Genomic DNA, 16,526 nt, shown 5'->3' with positions numbered 1-16,526 from the left:
CTTTTATACTTTAATCATCTTGTAATAATCTGAGATTAGTTGATTCTTGCAAGTTTCAGCAGTTTCTTTAAAAAATGTAGCTACTTCCTCATCTGGTTCTGTTGCTTGCTCAAAGCTTACAAAGGTCGACACAGTCTGTGAAAAAGACTGTGAAAACCGCAGCTTTACTTCATACCCATCTGTTTGTTTAACGACAGTCGCATGAATATCATAGGAATGGATGTTGTATTTAGAAAAAACGTCCACCATCTTTTGATATAAACTAGGTGCAGCAAATCGAAGTAGCTTTTCCTCAATTACATCCTTTTTACTCATTTACATCCCCTTTCCTCCATTACCTAATTTTTCAAGTTATTATTCGTTACTTGCCAGGAGTTTATTCATTTCGTCGTCATTATGAATCTCATCAATAATAATTAGACTATCTAGAAGTGGGATCATTCGGTAATCTGCCTCTTGAGTTTCTAAGCTTTTCTTCATAGTCGCAACAATACGTCGCATTAAATCATGGTCACGAGTAAGCTGGTTCACTATTTTTTCGCGGCTAGGGTCCTCTTCCACCATTTCCTTATATAAGCCTGACTCCTCTGAATCAGCGTGCTTTAGGGTCCTCGATTCCCAGTGGTCAATTGCGATCTCCGCCACCTGAAGTGCCTTCTCCTTGTCACCTTCCTCCAAACACTTACGGAACAAATTACGCAACTCCTTTGCCTCATTTAAGGCCGCCTCATGAATAGAAGAATGCGCATCCTGTTTCTTCAAACTTGGTCCTGACATCTCAATCATCCTTTCATAATCTGACAAAATTTGATAACCTCCTCACCATCATTTCCATTACAAAAATTGATAAACAAAAAATTGGTACAGAGGGACAGAACCTTGACCCACAATAATTGCTAGTTTCCCTTATTTACAGGAAAAGCGAATCACGGTGTTTGATTTGAAAAATTTGTGAATATTGGAGTTTAGGGGTGGTGGGTGTACGTGGGGACAGGTCCTTATCACAATTAACTGAGGATGTAACGTTAGAAACCATTGAGATGCAGGGAAATCTGAAATAATTGCTGAAGAAACCTCATATTTGCTAATCTATATAAATAATTGCGAATAACCCAGTTAGTTGCTGATTAAAGCATTAATTTCTAGTCGATTTACCTATTTTGTTTTTTTCCATTAATAAAGACAAAGAGCCAGGGTTCTACACCCTGACTCCTCCATCATCACTTTTTTCTGTCAAATCATTAAATAATCCCACATAGTATTTAACCTCACCAGCTTCATTTTTCACTTCACTAATGGTCAACCATTCTAGATATATATCACCATTTTTTCGTTTATTCCAAATTTCACCCTGCCAGTATCCTTTTTCATAAATTGAATTCCACATTCTTTCATAGAAAGAATCATCATGCTTACCTGAACGTAGTAAACTAGGCTTTTGTCCAATTGCCTCATCAGTCTCATAACCAGTTACCCGAGTAAAGGCATGGTTCACCTTCTCAATTATTCCTTTTGGGCTCGTCACCATCATGCCTTGTGCAACATTTTCAATAAGCTTTGATTCGAGGCTTATTCTTTCCAGATAGAACATCCAAACAACGATGACTGCACTTAATAGCGCAAACATCGCTAATGACATAAATCCAATCGCATAATGACCAGTAATATTAAACACAATCGATAAAACGAGTGGTGGGAAGAATCCACCTAATCCTCCCATAGCAGAAACAATTCCGTTGACAATACCAGCCTGCTTCGAAAAATAGTACGGTACCAGCTTAAAGATCGTACCATTTCCGATTCCCGCGCAAAAGGCAACTGTCAAACTACCGATTGAATATAGTGTAATATCTGGCGAAAACGAAAGAAGTACCCCTGAAAACGTAAGACCATTAAAAACAAGGAATAAGATTAAATAAGGATTAAATTTATCTCCCAACCAACCACCAACCGGTCTCATCAAAGTTGCTAAAGTAATAAAACCTGCGGTACGTAACCCGGCATCCACCGAAGTTAATCCAAAGTTTGTAACTAAGAAATTTGGTAGGTAAACAGTAAACGCAACAAATGATCCAAATGTTACAAAATAAAACAAACTTAGAAACCAAAGCTTTTCATTTTTATAAACACTTTTTATTTGCTCACCCAAGGGGTTATTCACTTTCGGTTCTTGTCGGTCACCAAAGAGAAAGTTCAATACAGCAAATAAAAGAACTGGTATTAAAAATAACCGAACTGTGGTTTCCCAGCCATAATTAACCGCAAGCACTGGCGCAGCGAAGGAAGTAATTGCGGTCCCTATATTCCCAGCACCATAAATACCATTCACAAACCCATGTCGTTCTTTGGGATAATATTTCGGGAGGGATGTTACACCAATTGAAAAAACCGCTCCTCCAACTCCCAGTAACAGTCCACCGAGAATTAAGTCAGCTAACGAATCCGCCATACTAATATAAAAGATGGGTAGTAACAACACTAAAAAGCTAATAACGAATAACCATCTTGCCCCAAATCGATTTGTATAATAGCCTAGTAGGATCCGTAATAACGACCCTAAAATGACAGGTACCGCTGTCACCAATGCCACCTGATTGTCGGCAAGGGGAATATCCTGTTTTATATTCGGCATCAATGAAGAAATAATGACCCACACCATAAATCCAACAACTAAACTAGAGGTTTGAAGGGGTAGCTGCCATTTTTGTAATTTCATTCTATTCCTCCTCAAAACACTTATGTATCATTACTTTCTTTGTAGTTTGTGGAATTAATAAAATTTCAAACCCACTTTTGGCATTTAGTTTTTATAAAAGAAAACAGACCCGGAAACCACCGAGTCCATCTATTATTTAAATCGATTTTTAAAAAATGAAAATATACCCTTCTTTTCAGTATTCTGATTTTGAAGTGTTACTTTAGGTGTACTGCTGACATATATCTCTTCCTTATCAACTGCATATTCATGCGCTAACACCAAACCCAGCTCAGAGTTGTATTCCTTATTTGTAACAAGAGTGTATTTTATATTATATTTATTTGCCATTTTCACATATTTAGAAAGAAATTTATAATTCATATTTCCGTTTAAATACATATGTGCCTCTAAATTTGCTTTGCAGGCATCCTCAATTTCAGGATATACCTTACTCTCCCTCACCTGAGACGCCATTAAAGCAATGATAACACGCTCTCGCAACGTTCCTAAAAACTTCTTCCGTTCCTCTGGCTTTATTTCTTTAGCCCCATGGATACCTTGCTGGAGAATATCATCAACAGATGGTTTAGACAACGGCTTTCTCTCCCTTTTACATTTGTCATATTTTACGCAAATTCCTCAAATAACTTTCTTCTTTTTAAAAATATTCCTATTGTGATTGATAGGTTCATCATAACAAATCTTCTTTTTGAGAAGAAATCAAATGGCTAACCTTCATAATAATGTTAAAAACATGGGACTATATGAAAATTTTTATTGACGAAAGAATCTACTAACTGGTATTATTTTCATATTACAAGGAAGGGAGTGAGATTTTACGATGATCAATCTAAATGGCGGTACGATGAAGTTAACTAGAATATCTCTCACTCCTACGGATAACGTTTAACACGTTAGTGCTTTTATTTTTCCTGGGGCTACAGGGTTATTTTATATAACTCTGTAGCCCTTTTCTTTTGGAGTTAAAGAGAACTTCAGCGTGCCACGGTTAGATTTTTGAAATTAATCTAATGAAAAAGGGTGCGTGTGTATTTTATGATGAAGCTTAGTACGATGGAAAAAATAATGGGAACAGTTGATGAGAACTGGAGATGTTCACTTGCCGAGCAAATATTACAAAACTGGACCTACGATGAAGGATCGGTTTATTTTTACCGTGCATCAGCAAATACGGTTTGCGTGTTTAAATCAGATACTCAATTGCGGTTTTTGAGGTTTACATTTGCTAGCGAAAAAGAATTTACTTCACTTGAGTCGGAAATTAAAATTCTACTTTCCTTGAAAGATAGTGATGTAAAGGTTGCGTTGCCAATTGCGTCTAAAGCAGGAGACTACATTGAGATAGTTGAAACTGAACTAGGAAAGGTATATGCAGTAGTTTTTGAAGGATTAACAGGAGATCATATTGACATTGAAGAGATGAATGATGAACAGTTTTGTAACTGGGGGAAAACACTCGGACAACTTCATAACAAATTTAAATCTCTCCCTACAAATATTGCGGATAAGCGCAGTAGCCACCAGGAACAATTAAAGTTTGTTCGTGACAATCTACCTGCACAAGAGGTAGCAGCTTTTCATGAATTAGATTTTGTCTCGGGTTGGATTGAGAACCTGCCAAAGACCAATGAAAACTATGGGTTAATTCATTATGATTTTGAACTAGATAACCTTTGCTGGAATGATAATGTAGCATCCATATTAGATTTCGATGACTGTATGATGCACTGGTATGTGGCAGATATAGCTTTTTCTTTACGCGATTTATTCGAAGAAGGTTATGATTCTACTAACCTAAAGTTTCTTGAATTTTTAAAAGGATATGAAAGTGAAACGAACCTTGGTCACTCAATACTTGAGGATTTGTCTTGGTTTTACCGATACCATAATCTAGTTACGTTTGCTAGTCTACTTCAAACCGTAGATGTTTCACAGGGACCTGAAAAACCTGTGTGGTTAAACGGGTTAATTGAAAAACTTGAAAACAAGATTAGTAAATATCGGGAAGGGTTTGGGGAAATCTAATAAGAACGGCCTACTCCTAAATTTAGGGGTAGGCCTGTTATATTATGAATTTACTATTCTATTCTTTCTAACATATATAAAAAATATGCCTGAACCTACCAGAAGTAGAGAAACTCCAGCAACAAGCAGATTGTAATTTGAGCTTGCAGTATCTGGAAGTTTATTACCTGATTTAACTGGTTTTTGCTTATCTGGTGCTTGCTTATCTGGCGTTTGTTTTGGATCTTCCTTCACAGGCTCCTCTTTTACAGGTGGCATTTCTTCTGCTGGAGGCTCTTCTTCAACAGGTGGCTCCTCCTCTGCAGGTGGTTCTTCTTCAGGTTCGATGATGTTTGTGATTTCGATTGTTTGTACTTTTTCTTCACCAAATCCACTTAATACATAGACTGTGTAAAATCCATTTTCTGTAACCTCAAACACTGGATTAGCTACTTCTATCTCATTCCCGTTCTCTTCAAAATCCTTGACCTCTAATTGCCCTGGTAGCCACTTTATTTCAAGAAGCTCTTCTTGGTTTGTTTCTACAGCTATAGTAACAGGACCTTCAGTTGACTCTGTTGGTGTTGGAGTAAGGGTAATCTTTAATTCTGGTGGAAACAATTGATATAACACTTGGTCTGCTAAAGAAGCTAATGCTTTCTGTCCAGCTATTGTCGGATGGACATCTGGGAAGGGAAGAATAAATGTATCCTGTTTTCCTTCGAATGCAGAGTACGCATCCACTAAGAACGTACCAGGGATTTGCCCGAATGGTAAATATACAAGTTCATTGATACCCTTTTGCTCTCCTTCTCCATTAATTAGAGTCTTTCCAAGAGTATGCAAGACAGGATTAGTTTTTGCCTCAAATGGATTATACATATTATAGAAAACTATAGGTGCAGTATTGTTTACGGAGCGTATACCCTGAAAAATCATTTTTAGATTTTCGCCTAATTGAAATGCAGTTTGAACAATCTTTCCTTTTAAGGCCATTAATTCTGACTCGGAAAGTGGTCTAGGATTACTTCTTAAATCCATTATTTCTGGCAACTGAAGAAAATCATTATTACCAATATTTAGTGTAATGACATCAGCTTGAGCGATTGCTGTTAAATATGTCGGATCAGCCGCAGTGAACTTTTCTAATAACTGTGTTGAAGTCCACCCAGGATAACTTAGATTTGTTACCTCAAATCCCCCTCCTAAGATATAGTTAGGAAACGCATGACTAGATGGTTTTGTTTTATCAGGATTCTCACCCTCATATAAATTCCATCCAAAAGTTATTGAATCCCCCAGTGCAACTAATGATGGTTTGTCCACTGTTACCTCTTCTGCAAAAACCATAGGCGATACAAAAGCATTCATCAATAAAACTAGCAAAAATAGAATCGATAGTTTTCTCTCTTTATACCACAACGAAAGTCCTCCTCCTTTTGTAATGTTTGTCCAATACCCCATTATTATATTTTTACTTTTCTGACAAAACAATCGTATTCGTTCGTTGTTTTCCTACAGGGTTTTACAAATTCTAACAATCGATTTTATAAACTGACACCAACTTACTAACGAAACAAATCAGTTTCATTCATACAGCTTAATTTGCTAAAATATGGCTATACAATCCACAAGGAGCTGAGATTCCATGAAGACGAAGGTTAGACTAGGAAGAACTGACTTATATGTAAATCCTATAGGGCTTGGTACGAATGCAGTTGGTGGGCACAATATTTATCCAAATTTAAATGAAGAAACAGGAAAAGAACTGGTTCGGGCTGGTATTGAGAATGGCATGAATTTCTTAGATACAGCTTATATGTATGGACCCGAACGTTCTGAGATACTTATTGGTGAAGTAATTAAAGAACAAGGAATACGCGATGATATTATATTGGCAACTAAGGGTGCGCAACGTTATGTAAATGGTGAAGTAACTCGGGATAACTCTCCTGCATACCTACGGGAAACAGTAGAAGAAAGCTTAAAGCGTCTTCAAACAGACTATATTGATTTATTTTACATTCACTTTCCAGATGACGAGACTCCAAAGGATGAGGCAGTTGGAGCATTGAAGGAATTAAAGGATGAAGGAAAAATTAGAGCTATTGGGGTTTCAAATTTTTCAATGGAGCAATTAATTGAAGCAAATAAGGATGGCTATTTAGATGTCATTCAAGGGCATTACAACCTGTTCCGACGTGAAGCTGAAACTGATATTCTGCCATTTGCTAAAAAACATACGATTTCCTTTATTCCATACTTCCCGCTTGCTTCTGGATTACTCGGTGGAAAATACACGAAGGAAACTACTTTTGAAGATGGTCGTTCAAGAAATCCACTTTTCCAAGGAGAAGCGTTTATAAGTAACTTGGAGAAGGTAGAGAAACTCCGAGAAATTGCATTAAGCAAAAATGCAGAGGTAGCGCATGTTGCACTTGCATGGTATTTAACTCAACCAACAATTGATGCTGTTATTCCAGGTGCAAAGAAACCGGAGCAAGTGTTACATAATTTAAAAACACTCGATGTTGAACTAACTGCTGAGGAAATTGAGAGAATTAGTGAGATCTTTAGATAAAAACATGTAAGGAAGCCCTTATTCTTAAAGGCTTCCTTAATTTTTCAGCATATAAATTGGCTCTATAGGCGTTATTTCATTTCTATGGTCGTTACTTACATTCTATAGGCGTTAGCATTTTCAACAACACTCAAAACCACAACAAATAATACACAAAACCAAACCCAACCGCCAAGATCATAATTATTAAACTCTTTTTCTTACTAACTCCCCACGTAACAACACCCGAGAGAAACCATCCGGAACACAGTATTCCGACACCTAGATGTTTTAAGATATGTACATCACTTATGAATCCTGAAAAGAATAATAAGATACCACCCAAGCGTAGACCTTCTACCCAAAAATCTAGTTCTTTTAGCAAATGTCTTAGATTTTTACGTTTATCTTTTTTGGACTTTCGGTATTCTTTGACCACATGAAAAATGAACATTCCCCATATGGCTGCAAATACTAGTATCTCCACAATATCCATTGGTTTCTCCTCACTAAGCTATTTTATATGTTGAAGTTCCTCAATAAGATGTTGTTCAATCTGTTTGGTATCCTCTGGGTGAAACACATGGGCGGACTTTTCCGACCAGATTAGCCGTTTTCCTTTATCAGCCTTTAGTTTATTATAGTATGTTTCTACTAATCTTCCATTTACATGGAAATCGTGCCGGCCATGGATAAAGGTAACCGGTATTGATATTTCCTTCAAGCTATCCATGAAATTATTGGTAGCTAGTTCCTCGATAAAGTGCCTGGAATAGACAAGTTTAAACCCTTTATAAAATGTATGATACATATCTTTTAATGAGTACTCCCTTGATTTCATCATGTCCATTGTTAACTTAAATAAGCTAGGTGAATGTTCTGCTCCCGTATAAATCAGCGTATTAAATCTTTGCTGCCATTTCCGAATGACACCCCATTGTTCAAAACTTTCAACATATGGAGGTTCACCAACAGCTTCTAGTTCTCTTAGAGCCTTTTGATTCCTTCTGTTTACTGCCTCATTCTTCAGCCACGCATAGGAAAGTTTATCATTCTCTGTCCAACTTACAATCTGTGATAAACCAACATATGAATGATATTTTTCTGGACAGTTAGCTACGAGATTAAGTCCAACTGTACTACCCCATGAATGAGCTGCGAGGAATATTTTCTCTTGGACAAACCTGTTTCGTAAATAATCGGTTAATTCAACTGCATCTGAAACAAATTGTGAGATGGTCATTGTATTGTTTGAAATGCTGGCATGATAAGACTTCCCTGTACCGCGTTGATCCCAAAATACTACAACAAAATGCTTTATTAATTCTTTCGTGTTCGTAACAATTGTATAATCATAACCTTTTGAAGATACACCAGGAATCGGTAGAGAAGGTCCTCCGTGTAGTATCAACAAAACCGGCTTCGTTACATCCACTGCTTGAAGTAAAATGGTTTGCTTTATTCCACCGAGTGAAATTGTTTCAACTGAACAAAGTCCATTCTCAGGAATCTCGTAATTTTTTTCTCTTGTAAATACCGCCATACTTTTCCAACCTTTCCCAGAACCTTTTATTTCTATCTCTATAATTCTCCTTTTCTTTCTTTTATTCCTTTAGAACTTTGTCGAATTATTGGTATCTTTTTTCTTTGACAATAATGTGAATTTATAATAACTTATTAGAGTTCTGATAAAAACTAACAAAAAATATTATATATATGAAAAGAGGTGCAGCTATGGCGGCAGACCAACGTAAAAAGATGATTATTTTAATGATCAATATGTTTATCGCAATCGGGAGCTTTGGTATTATTATTCCAATTTTGCCAGCCTATTTAGAGTCGATTGACCAGGGCGGAAAAGCAGCAGGACTTATGATTGCTATCTTTGCTGGTGCTCAGTTTATCTTCTCTCCTATTGCAGGTAAGTGGACGGATCAATATGGCCGTAGAAAGATGATTATTTATGGATTACTCTTTTTAACTCTATCAATGTTTATTTTTTATCTCGTTGATTCGATTTGGTTGCTGTATGCATCTCGTGTAATTGGAGGAATTGGCGCGGCACTACTGGTGCCTGCGATATTTGCATATGTGGCAGACATTACTACCTTTGAACAACGCGCAAAAGGGAACAGCTATGTTTCAGCTGCGATGTCACTTGGAATTGTAGTAGGCCCTGGAGTTGGTGGCTTTTTAGCAGACTATGGATTAAAGTTTCCATTCTTAATTTCCGCACTAGTTTCATTGGTTTCTGTTATCTTCTCTTTTGCAGTATTAAAAGAGAGCCAACAAAAAGATGCTACTGAAGGTTTTGCTCATATTGACGATGAGCCAATGGCTAAAAAATTAGTTCGTTCTGTAAAAATGCCATTCTTCATCCCTCTAATTATTACTCTGGTAATGAGCTTCGGGTTAATGGCGTATGAGTCTGTAATCGGTCTATTTGTAGACTATCAATTTAGTGCAAGTCCTCAGGATATAGCAATTATGGTTACATCTACAGGTCTTGTAAGTGTAATTGTTCAACTCTTTGTTGTCGATAAAATGGTGACTCGTTACGGCGAGGGTAAGATCTTAAACATCTTCTTAATAGTTGCCGCTTTAGGATTCTTCCTTTCATTAGTAGCATCGAGCTATGCAGTGTTTTTCGGTATTACATTACTAATTTTCTTAGCAACATCAATTCTTCGTCCAGTATTAAATACATTAATTTCGAAACTTGCTGGAAATGAACAAGGGTTCGCAATGGGGATGAATAATGCTTACATGAGTATCGGAAATATATTAGGGCCAACGCTTGGTGGGTTATTATACGATGTGCATATCATTTATCCATTTATTTTAGGGCTTATATTGTTAGTAGTGACCATTTTCATTACTTTTCTATGGCAAAAGAACGCTAAACCTAAAGCGCAATTAAAAACACAAGTGTAACCAAAAGGTCGTACCTGTTAGGGTACGACCTTTCTTTATCTTGCAATATGAACCTTTAACTGTTTTCCTTTAATAGTTGTATTCTTCATTTGTTGTAATACAAGCTGCCCCTTACCATTAAGAATATCTACATAAGTTACATTTTCTTGAATCGTGATAATCCCAATATCATCTGCAGATACTCCTTGAAGCTTTGCAATCGTTCCAACGAAATCAACCGCCCGCAATTTTTTCTTTTTCCCGCCATTAAAATAAAGCTTTAGAATATCTTTGTTAACATTATCTGCTTTATCCTTTTTTAGACGAGGCTGGCTATTCATCTTAGTTTCGAAAGCAGGCATTGCTATAGCTACCTCATCCTTTGTTGGTGGTTCAACTTTCGTAATCTCAAATCCAATATAGTCTTCAATTTCACTTATAAAAGGTATTTCCTTTTGCGTAACAAATGTAATTGCTTTCCCAGTTTGTCCCGCTCTACCTGTTCGGCCAGTCCGATGTACATACCGTTCCTTATCATGTGGAACATCATAATTAATAACAAGTGAAATATTCTCAACATCTATCCCTCTCGCCGCCACATCAGTAGCTATTAAATATCGGAACTCTCCTCTTTTAAAATCATCCATTACCGCAAATCGATCTTCTTGTACCATTCCACCATGAAGCATGTCACACGAATAATGTGCTTTTTCTAACTTTCTAAATAGCTGGTCAACGCGTTCCTGTGTGCTACAAAAGATAATGCAGCTATCTGGATTTTCTACCGTAGCTACTGATTGTAAAAGCAAAAGCTTATCATTTTCGTCAGTTTCAATAAATGAATGCTCTATTTTTTGTTTAATATCCATCGATGACTTACTTTCAATAATAACTGGATTCTTCATATATGTATGTGAAAGTTGGGCAACATCTTCTGGTAATGTAGCTGAAAAGAGCATCGTCACCCGATTCACAGGTAATGTTTGAATGATAGCTTCTACCTGGTCAATAAATCCCATATTCAGCATTTCATCAGCCTCATCAATTACCAAAAACTGAAGATTATCAACAATAAGAGTCCCCTTTTCTAAATGGTCGAGCACTCTTCCAGGCGTCCCCACTACAACATGCGTCTTTTGCTTGAGTTCTATTTTTTGCCTTTCAAAGCTCTGTTTACCATAAATGGCCGCAGCCTTAATTCGCTTGAATCGCCCTATATTTGTTATCTCATCTCTTACCTGTGCTGCCAACTCTCTTGTTGGAGTCAGCACCAACGCTTGAGGTTTATTCTCTTCCCATTCCACCATTTCACAAATAGGTATCGCAAAAGCAGCCGTTTTACCACTACCTGTTTGAGATTTTACAACAAGATCCTCTTTTGCAAGTACACGTGGGATCACATCCTGTTGGACCTCGGTTGGAGCTTTATATTGTAGCGCTGTTAACGCACGCTGAATTTCTTCACTTATTGTAAATTCTTTAAAACCGTTCATTGTTAGTACCTCATAAATTAGACTTTACATTTAGTATAACCTAGGTGATCAAAATAAAAAGACCATTACCGTTGTGTAATGATCAATTTTGAATGTGTTTTATCTATTTGGTATTCAATTATTGAAAGAACATGTTCTCTAAAAGATGGACTATTCATATACAGAACTCCCTGATTTCCTGCTTGTCTTGAATCAAAATCATCCTCTGACCCTAGTACTAGTACCACTTTTACCTTTGGAAGCTGTTGAGTTAAAAAGGCACCTACCTTATAAAGGTTATACACATAAGACTTCGGCAAAAACACAATTGCCTCATCGTATATGCGTAATTTCTCATAGAGTTTGGCTTCGTGGGCGAGCCATTCAATTCTATATTTGGTATTCTCGAGTACTGAATCAAGTACTTCTATTATGATTTCATTTTCTACTAATGAATATATATTCAATATATCACCCGCTACACTATGTACTCATTATTTTGTTTCTTAAAAAGAACACATGTATATTTTATAGTGAACAAACACGTTTATAAAGCACAAAATTCATTCTAATTTCATTTAAAAAAGCCTTTTTCCTCTGTTTATCTTTAAATTTCTTTAGAATGCTTATGATTTCTCACATTTTTTTCTTTAGTTTTCTTACTAAAATAAAAAAGGTAACCTTAAGCCAGGTCACCTTCCCCATTTCCACCTATTAATGAACCCCACCCGCACACTCACAAATCTCATACAAACGATCCAAACGACGGATAACTACTTTGCGGTCAATCATTTCCACAATTCCTTCTCGTTTCCAGGCATTTAGGATACGGTTTACACTTTCACGTGCAGTTCCGATGAAGTCACCTAGATCTTTGTTTGTTAATTCAACTGAGATTAGGATTCCGTCCGCACATTTCACACCATGTGTAGTCGTAAGTTTAATTAGGGTTGAAGCTAGAGCTCCTGTTTTGTCAAAAAACAAGAAGTCGTAAAGCTTATTTTGCATGACACGTTGTGTCCAACCAATCCAGCTCATAAATTCTACTGCGAAGTTTCCGAATTGGTACATAAGCTTTTTAAGATCATTTAATTGGATGAATCCAATTTCAGCGTCCTCAGATACTTCAGCACGATAGCTATAATAGACTTCATCATTAAAGCCACCGAATTCTCCTACTAAGCTTCCTTCATCTTTAATAGATAGAAGAAAGTCTTTGCCATTTTCTGAAGATGTTCTTAGTTTTACTCTTCCTGAAAGGATATAGTACATTTTTTCTACTTCTTCGCCTTCCCAGAAAAGATGTGTTCCGGCTTTCATTGTTTTTGTCTTCATAATGCTTTGTAATTTATTTAAATTTTCATCTGATAAAAATTGAGTAATATTTTCATTAATTGATTCTATATGTGTAAGTTCACTTCTTAGTTCCTGAACGATCATTGCCATTTTAAAACCTCCCGAATGACTTTATGCTATAATCATACGGCTTATAGTGAAAAGTTGGTATCGGGGGAATTACTGAACTTTTGATGAGAATTCCCCTATCTGTTTCTGCGTGTTTTTCCCCTAAAGGGGGTATAATCCCCCTACTTTACCGAAAAAATGATAATTAAGTTCATCTTTTCAGGATATAAAGTTAGGGGAATTCCCTGACATACAATCTCCCGAAAAAGATTTACAATGTAGAGGAAAGATAAAAGGTCCCAGACTAAAAAGGCCACAGCAGTGGTCAAGGGGAGATAACTATGGAAGTAATTACACAAGTCGAGCAAAAACTATATGATATATGTACGAGTACCTCTAGTGATTTCTCAGCGTTTGCAGATGTGAATCAGCAAAACCAAGCCATTCATTGGAAGTATGCTCACGGAAATATAAATGAAAGATATAAACATATGGTCGGAAAACCCGGAAAGGGTCTATCAGGATCTGTGGTTCGCTTTGGTACCTCTATTATAGTCGATAGTGGGACACCGGGTTTTGAAAAGCTACGTATGCAGTATCCGATTATGTTAGCAGAGAACTTATATGCAGCTGTGGCCGTGCCTGTTTATTTTAAAGGTAATATAAATGGTATCCTCCTCGTAGGTTCACGAACTTCTAAGAAATATACAATGGAACAAATTAATCAAATAAAGGCAGCTGCAGACGATTTTACCGTTTTTTATAATAAAGAAATAAGCTAAACTACTAATGAATCCCATTGAAAGGATTCATTTTTTTTTATATGATGGAATAAGAGTGTGACGAATATCACACGAATAGGACGTCCGGGGGGAAAGAGAATGATTAGATTATTAATCGTTGATGATCATGTAGTTGTACGTTCAGGACTGATGATGCTTTTAAACGGTAAAAATAATATAGAAGTTATTGGTGAAGCATCAGAAGGGGACGAAGCGATTAAAAAAGCTCAGGAACTACGCCCTGATGTCGTTCTTATGGATTTAAGTATGCCTCATGGTAAAGATGGATTAACCGCAACACAAGAATTGCATCAGCTTATGCCAGATGTTTCAATACTAATTTTAACGATGCATGATGATGAAGAATACTTATTTAGAGCGATACATGCTGGTGCTTCCGGTTATATTCTTAAGAATGCACCACATGAAGAATTAATAGCCGCAATTGCTTCTGTTTACTCTGGTAATGCATACTTAACACCTTCTGCAACCAGAACCTTAATGAGCGGTTACTTAGACCGCGTTAAAAATGGGGATAGCTCTGATACATTCGATGTACTTTCAGAACGTGAAAAAGAAGTTCTTGAATGGATTGCAAAAGGTTATTCAAATAAAGAAATTGCTGAACATTTAATCATAAGTGTAAAAACAGTTGAATCACATAAGAGTAATTTAATGGAGAAACTTGGCTTGAAGTCCCGTCCAGAACTAGTAAAATACGCCATGAAGAAAGGGTTGCTTCATTTTGAATAGATACGATCGTTTAAAACACCAATCTGAAATTGGTGGCCCGAATGTCTTGAAACTCTTGTCAGAATTAGAGACTCATATTAAGGACCCTAGTTTTCGTACAGATGTGGAGCACTCTCTCAAACATTTGGCGGATTTAACATTTGCGTTAGATGAGTCTTCTATTGTAGCGATTACCGATAGACAAGGGAAAATCCAATATATCAATAATAAGTTCTGTGAGATCTCCAAATATTCAAAGGAAGAATTAATTGGTCAGGACCATAGAATTATTAATTCCGGATATCATGATAAGGAATTCTGGATGGATATGTGGAGAACGATTGGTTCCGGACAGGTATGGCGCGCTGAAATTAAAAACAGAGCTAAGGACGGTTCTTATTACTGGGTAGATACAACCATTGTTCCTTTAATAGGTGAAAGTGGACGTCCATATCAATATTTAGCCGTACGTAATGAGGTTACCGCATTAAAAGAAACACAAGAAGAGCTTAAAAGCATGATGACCCGTGTTATTTCTATTCAGGAAGAAGAACGTAAACGTTTTTCACGTGAATTGCACGATGGTATCGGCCAAAGTATGTTTTCACTCCTAATCCAATTAGATCAGTTAATTTTAGATAAACCTGATGATAGACTTCATAAAATCAGACAGGATGTTTCTTTTGTAATCGAGGATATTCGTGGACTAGCATGGGAACTTCGTCCTTCTGTTCTTGATGACCTAGGTGTTGTTCCTGCTATACGCAAATATATTGAAAACTACTCACAGCATTATGGGATTCAAGTTAATCTTGACTGTACACTTCGTACTCGACTAGATATTAATAAAGAAACAACGATGTACCGAATTGTCCAAGAGGCGTTAACGAACGTTGCAAAATACGCAAATGTCTCTGAAGCAAATGTAACAATTCATGAAGTTAATTCTGCTGTAGAGGTTGTCATCGCCGACAAAGGTCAAGGATTTGTTCATGAAGAAAAAGGAAATGGTGTTGGATTGTTCAGTATGGAAGAACGTGCTAGAGGTGCCGGCGGAGAACTTACTGTTGAATCAGAAGCAGGAAAAGGTACAACTGTAAAACTACATGTTCCCAAATAAAAAACAAACCCTGAATCACATGATTCAGGGTTTTTACTATCTATTAATTTTTAGGTGCTTTCGCCCAATCCGCCGCAAATTTTTCAATGCCTTGGTCAGTTAGTGGGTGTTTGGTTAATTGCTCAATCACTCCATAAGGAATGGTTGCAATATGTGCACCAGCTAGTGCAACACGAGTTACATGGTCTGGATGTCTTACAGATGCAGCAATAATTTGTGCATCTAGCTTATGGATACGGAATAGTTCAGCAATCTTTGATACTAGTAAAACTCCGTCTTCTGAAATATCATCTAGACGTCCTAAGAATGGAGAAACATACGTTGCTCCAGCACGAGCAGCTAAAAGTGCTTGGTTAACAGTAAAAATTAGAGTTACGTTCGTTTTAACACCTTTTTTCGCAAGGTAACGAGTTGCCTCTAATCCTGCAACTGTCATTGGTAATTTAATCGTGATGTTTTTGTCGCCATCATTTATTTTGATGAGTTCTTCCGCTTGTGCAATCATTTCCTCTGCAGTTACAGCATCCGGAGTTACTTCAGCCGATACAGACTCAACATCAGGAACTGCTTGAAGTATTTCTTCAATGCGGTCTTCGAATTTTACGCCCTCTTTTGCAACTAGGGAAGGATTTGTTGTCACACCTGACAACACTCCCATTTTATGTGCCTTTTTAATATCTTCTAGATTTGCTGTATCAATAAAGAATTTCACTTACTTATTCCCTCCTGTTAACACGACTTTTTTGAACTCGATTTTTTCGAGATATAATCATTTGTTACGCTCTATCCCTCACTAATAAAGTGAGGGATTTAAGCTAAA

Annotated in this window: 17 protein-coding genes; 6 read left to right on the top strand and 11 right to left on the bottom strand. The window is 36.8% G+C overall.

What is annotated here, in order from left to right; translation table 11 throughout:
- Positions 1-3: 3 nt before the first annotated feature.
- The 4 genes from AB3M96_RS09385 to AB3M96_RS09370 all read right to left on the bottom strand — a co-directional run bounded on the left by AB3M96_RS09385 (position 4) and on the right by AB3M96_RS09370 (position 3,292).
- Positions 4-315 (bottom strand): hypothetical protein, encoded by a 312-nt coding sequence (locus tag AB3M96_RS09385; protein WP_412967332.1) that lies wholly within the window; start codon positions 313-315, stop codon positions 4-6.
- Between the two features lie 39 nt (positions 316-354).
- Positions 355-804: a hemerythrin domain-containing protein gene (locus AB3M96_RS09380; RefSeq protein WP_412967331.1), complete on the bottom strand. Its 450-nt coding sequence runs from the start codon at positions 802-804 to the stop codon at positions 355-357.
- A 394-nt stretch (positions 805-1,198) separates the two neighbouring features.
- On the bottom strand, positions 1,199-2,716 hold the full coding sequence (locus tag AB3M96_RS09375) for a nitrate/nitrite transporter (RefSeq protein ID WP_412967330.1): 1,518 nt from the start codon (positions 2,714-2,716) through the stop codon (positions 1,199-1,201).
- 132 nt (positions 2,717-2,848) lie between these two features.
- Entirely contained in the window at positions 2,849-3,292 is a 444-nt protein-coding gene (locus AB3M96_RS09370; protein WP_412967329.1) for a YueI family protein, read from the bottom strand.
- Positions 3,293-3,772: 480 nt separating this feature from the next.
- Between AB3M96_RS09370 and AB3M96_RS09365 the strand changes: the two genes are divergently transcribed.
- On the top strand, positions 3,773-4,744 hold the full coding sequence (locus tag AB3M96_RS09365; RefSeq protein WP_412967328.1) for a phosphotransferase enzyme family protein: 972 nt from the start codon (positions 3,773-3,775) through the stop codon (positions 4,742-4,744).
- Between the two features lie 42 nt (positions 4,745-4,786).
- Here the strand turns inward: AB3M96_RS09365 and AB3M96_RS09360 are convergent, their stop codons facing one another.
- On the bottom strand, positions 4,787-6,145 hold the full coding sequence (locus AB3M96_RS09360; protein WP_412967327.1) for an SGNH/GDSL hydrolase family protein: 1,359 nt from the start codon (positions 6,143-6,145) through the stop codon (positions 4,787-4,789).
- A 226-nt stretch (positions 6,146-6,371) separates the two neighbouring features.
- Between AB3M96_RS09360 and AB3M96_RS09355 the strand changes: the two genes are divergently transcribed.
- On the top strand, positions 6,372-7,304 hold the full coding sequence (locus AB3M96_RS09355; RefSeq protein WP_412967326.1) for an aldo/keto reductase: 933 nt from the start codon (positions 6,372-6,374) through the stop codon (positions 7,302-7,304).
- A gap of 130 nt (positions 7,305-7,434) precedes the next feature.
- Here AB3M96_RS09355 and AB3M96_RS09350 read toward each other — a convergent pair whose 3' ends face one another.
- Positions 7,435-7,779 carry a hypothetical protein gene (locus AB3M96_RS09350; protein WP_412967325.1) on the bottom strand — a complete coding sequence of 115 codons (345 nt, stop codon included), beginning with the start codon at positions 7,777-7,779 and terminating at the stop codon, positions 7,435-7,437.
- An 18-nt stretch (positions 7,780-7,797) separates the two neighbouring features.
- Positions 7,798-8,826 (bottom strand): alpha/beta fold hydrolase, encoded by a 1,029-nt coding sequence (locus AB3M96_RS09345; RefSeq protein ID WP_412967324.1) that lies wholly within the window; start codon positions 8,824-8,826, stop codon positions 7,798-7,800.
- 191 nt (positions 8,827-9,017) lie between these two features.
- Here AB3M96_RS09345 and AB3M96_RS09340 point away from each other — a divergent pair, with 191 nt between their 5' ends.
- Complete coding sequence (locus AB3M96_RS09340) at positions 9,018-10,217, top strand: MFS transporter (protein ID WP_412967381.1); 1,200 nt, start codon at positions 9,018-9,020, stop codon at positions 10,215-10,217.
- 35 nt (positions 10,218-10,252) lie between these two features.
- On the opposite strand, the gene AB3M96_RS09335 is transcribed toward AB3M96_RS09340, so the two are convergent.
- From AB3M96_RS09335 to AB3M96_RS09325, 3 genes are all read right to left on the bottom strand, one after another.
- Positions 10,253-11,689: a DEAD/DEAH box helicase gene (locus AB3M96_RS09335; RefSeq protein ID WP_412967323.1), complete on the bottom strand. Its 1,437-nt coding sequence runs from the start codon at positions 11,687-11,689 to the stop codon at positions 10,253-10,255.
- 65 nt (positions 11,690-11,754) lie between these two features.
- Positions 11,755-12,135 (bottom strand): hypothetical protein, encoded by a 381-nt coding sequence (locus AB3M96_RS09330; protein ID WP_412967322.1) that lies wholly within the window; start codon positions 12,133-12,135, stop codon positions 11,755-11,757.
- Between the two features lie 247 nt (positions 12,136-12,382).
- Entirely contained in the window at positions 12,383-13,114 is a 732-nt protein-coding gene (locus tag AB3M96_RS09325; protein ID WP_412967321.1) for a Crp/Fnr family transcriptional regulator, read from the bottom strand.
- A 299-nt stretch (positions 13,115-13,413) separates the two neighbouring features.
- Here AB3M96_RS09325 and AB3M96_RS09320 point away from each other — a divergent pair, with 299 nt between their 5' ends.
- The 3 genes from AB3M96_RS09320 to AB3M96_RS09310 all read left to right on the top strand — a co-directional run bounded on the left by AB3M96_RS09320 (position 13,414) and on the right by AB3M96_RS09310 (position 15,706).
- On the top strand, positions 13,414-13,854 hold the full coding sequence (locus AB3M96_RS09320; RefSeq protein WP_412967320.1) for a GAF domain-containing protein: 441 nt from the start codon (positions 13,414-13,416) through the stop codon (positions 13,852-13,854).
- A gap of 99 nt (positions 13,855-13,953) precedes the next feature.
- On the top strand, positions 13,954-14,607 hold the full coding sequence (locus AB3M96_RS09315; RefSeq protein WP_412967319.1) for a response regulator: 654 nt from the start codon (positions 13,954-13,956) through the stop codon (positions 14,605-14,607).
- The gene (locus tag AB3M96_RS09310; RefSeq protein WP_412967318.1) at positions 14,600-15,706 is read left to right on the top strand and encodes a PAS domain-containing sensor histidine kinase; all 1,107 of its coding nucleotides are present in this window, start codon (positions 14,600-14,602) and stop codon (positions 15,704-15,706) included. Before AB3M96_RS09315 ends, AB3M96_RS09310 begins: the two co-directional genes overlap by 8 nt.
- A gap of 43 nt (positions 15,707-15,749) precedes the next feature.
- Here AB3M96_RS09310 and fsa read toward each other — a convergent pair whose 3' ends face one another.
- Positions 15,750-16,418 (bottom strand): fructose-6-phosphate aldolase, encoded by a 669-nt coding sequence (gene fsa / locus AB3M96_RS09305; protein ID WP_412967317.1) that lies wholly within the window; start codon positions 16,416-16,418, stop codon positions 15,750-15,752.
- Positions 16,419-16,526 lie beyond the last annotated feature (108 nt).

Origin of the sequence: Ferdinandcohnia jepli (assembly GCF_047246645.1) — a bacterium.
In the GTDB taxonomy this organism is placed as follows: Bacteria; Bacillota; Bacilli; order Bacillales; family Bacillaceae_L; genus Ferdinandcohnia.
This window is presented reverse-complemented; position numbering and strand designations above follow the sequence as displayed.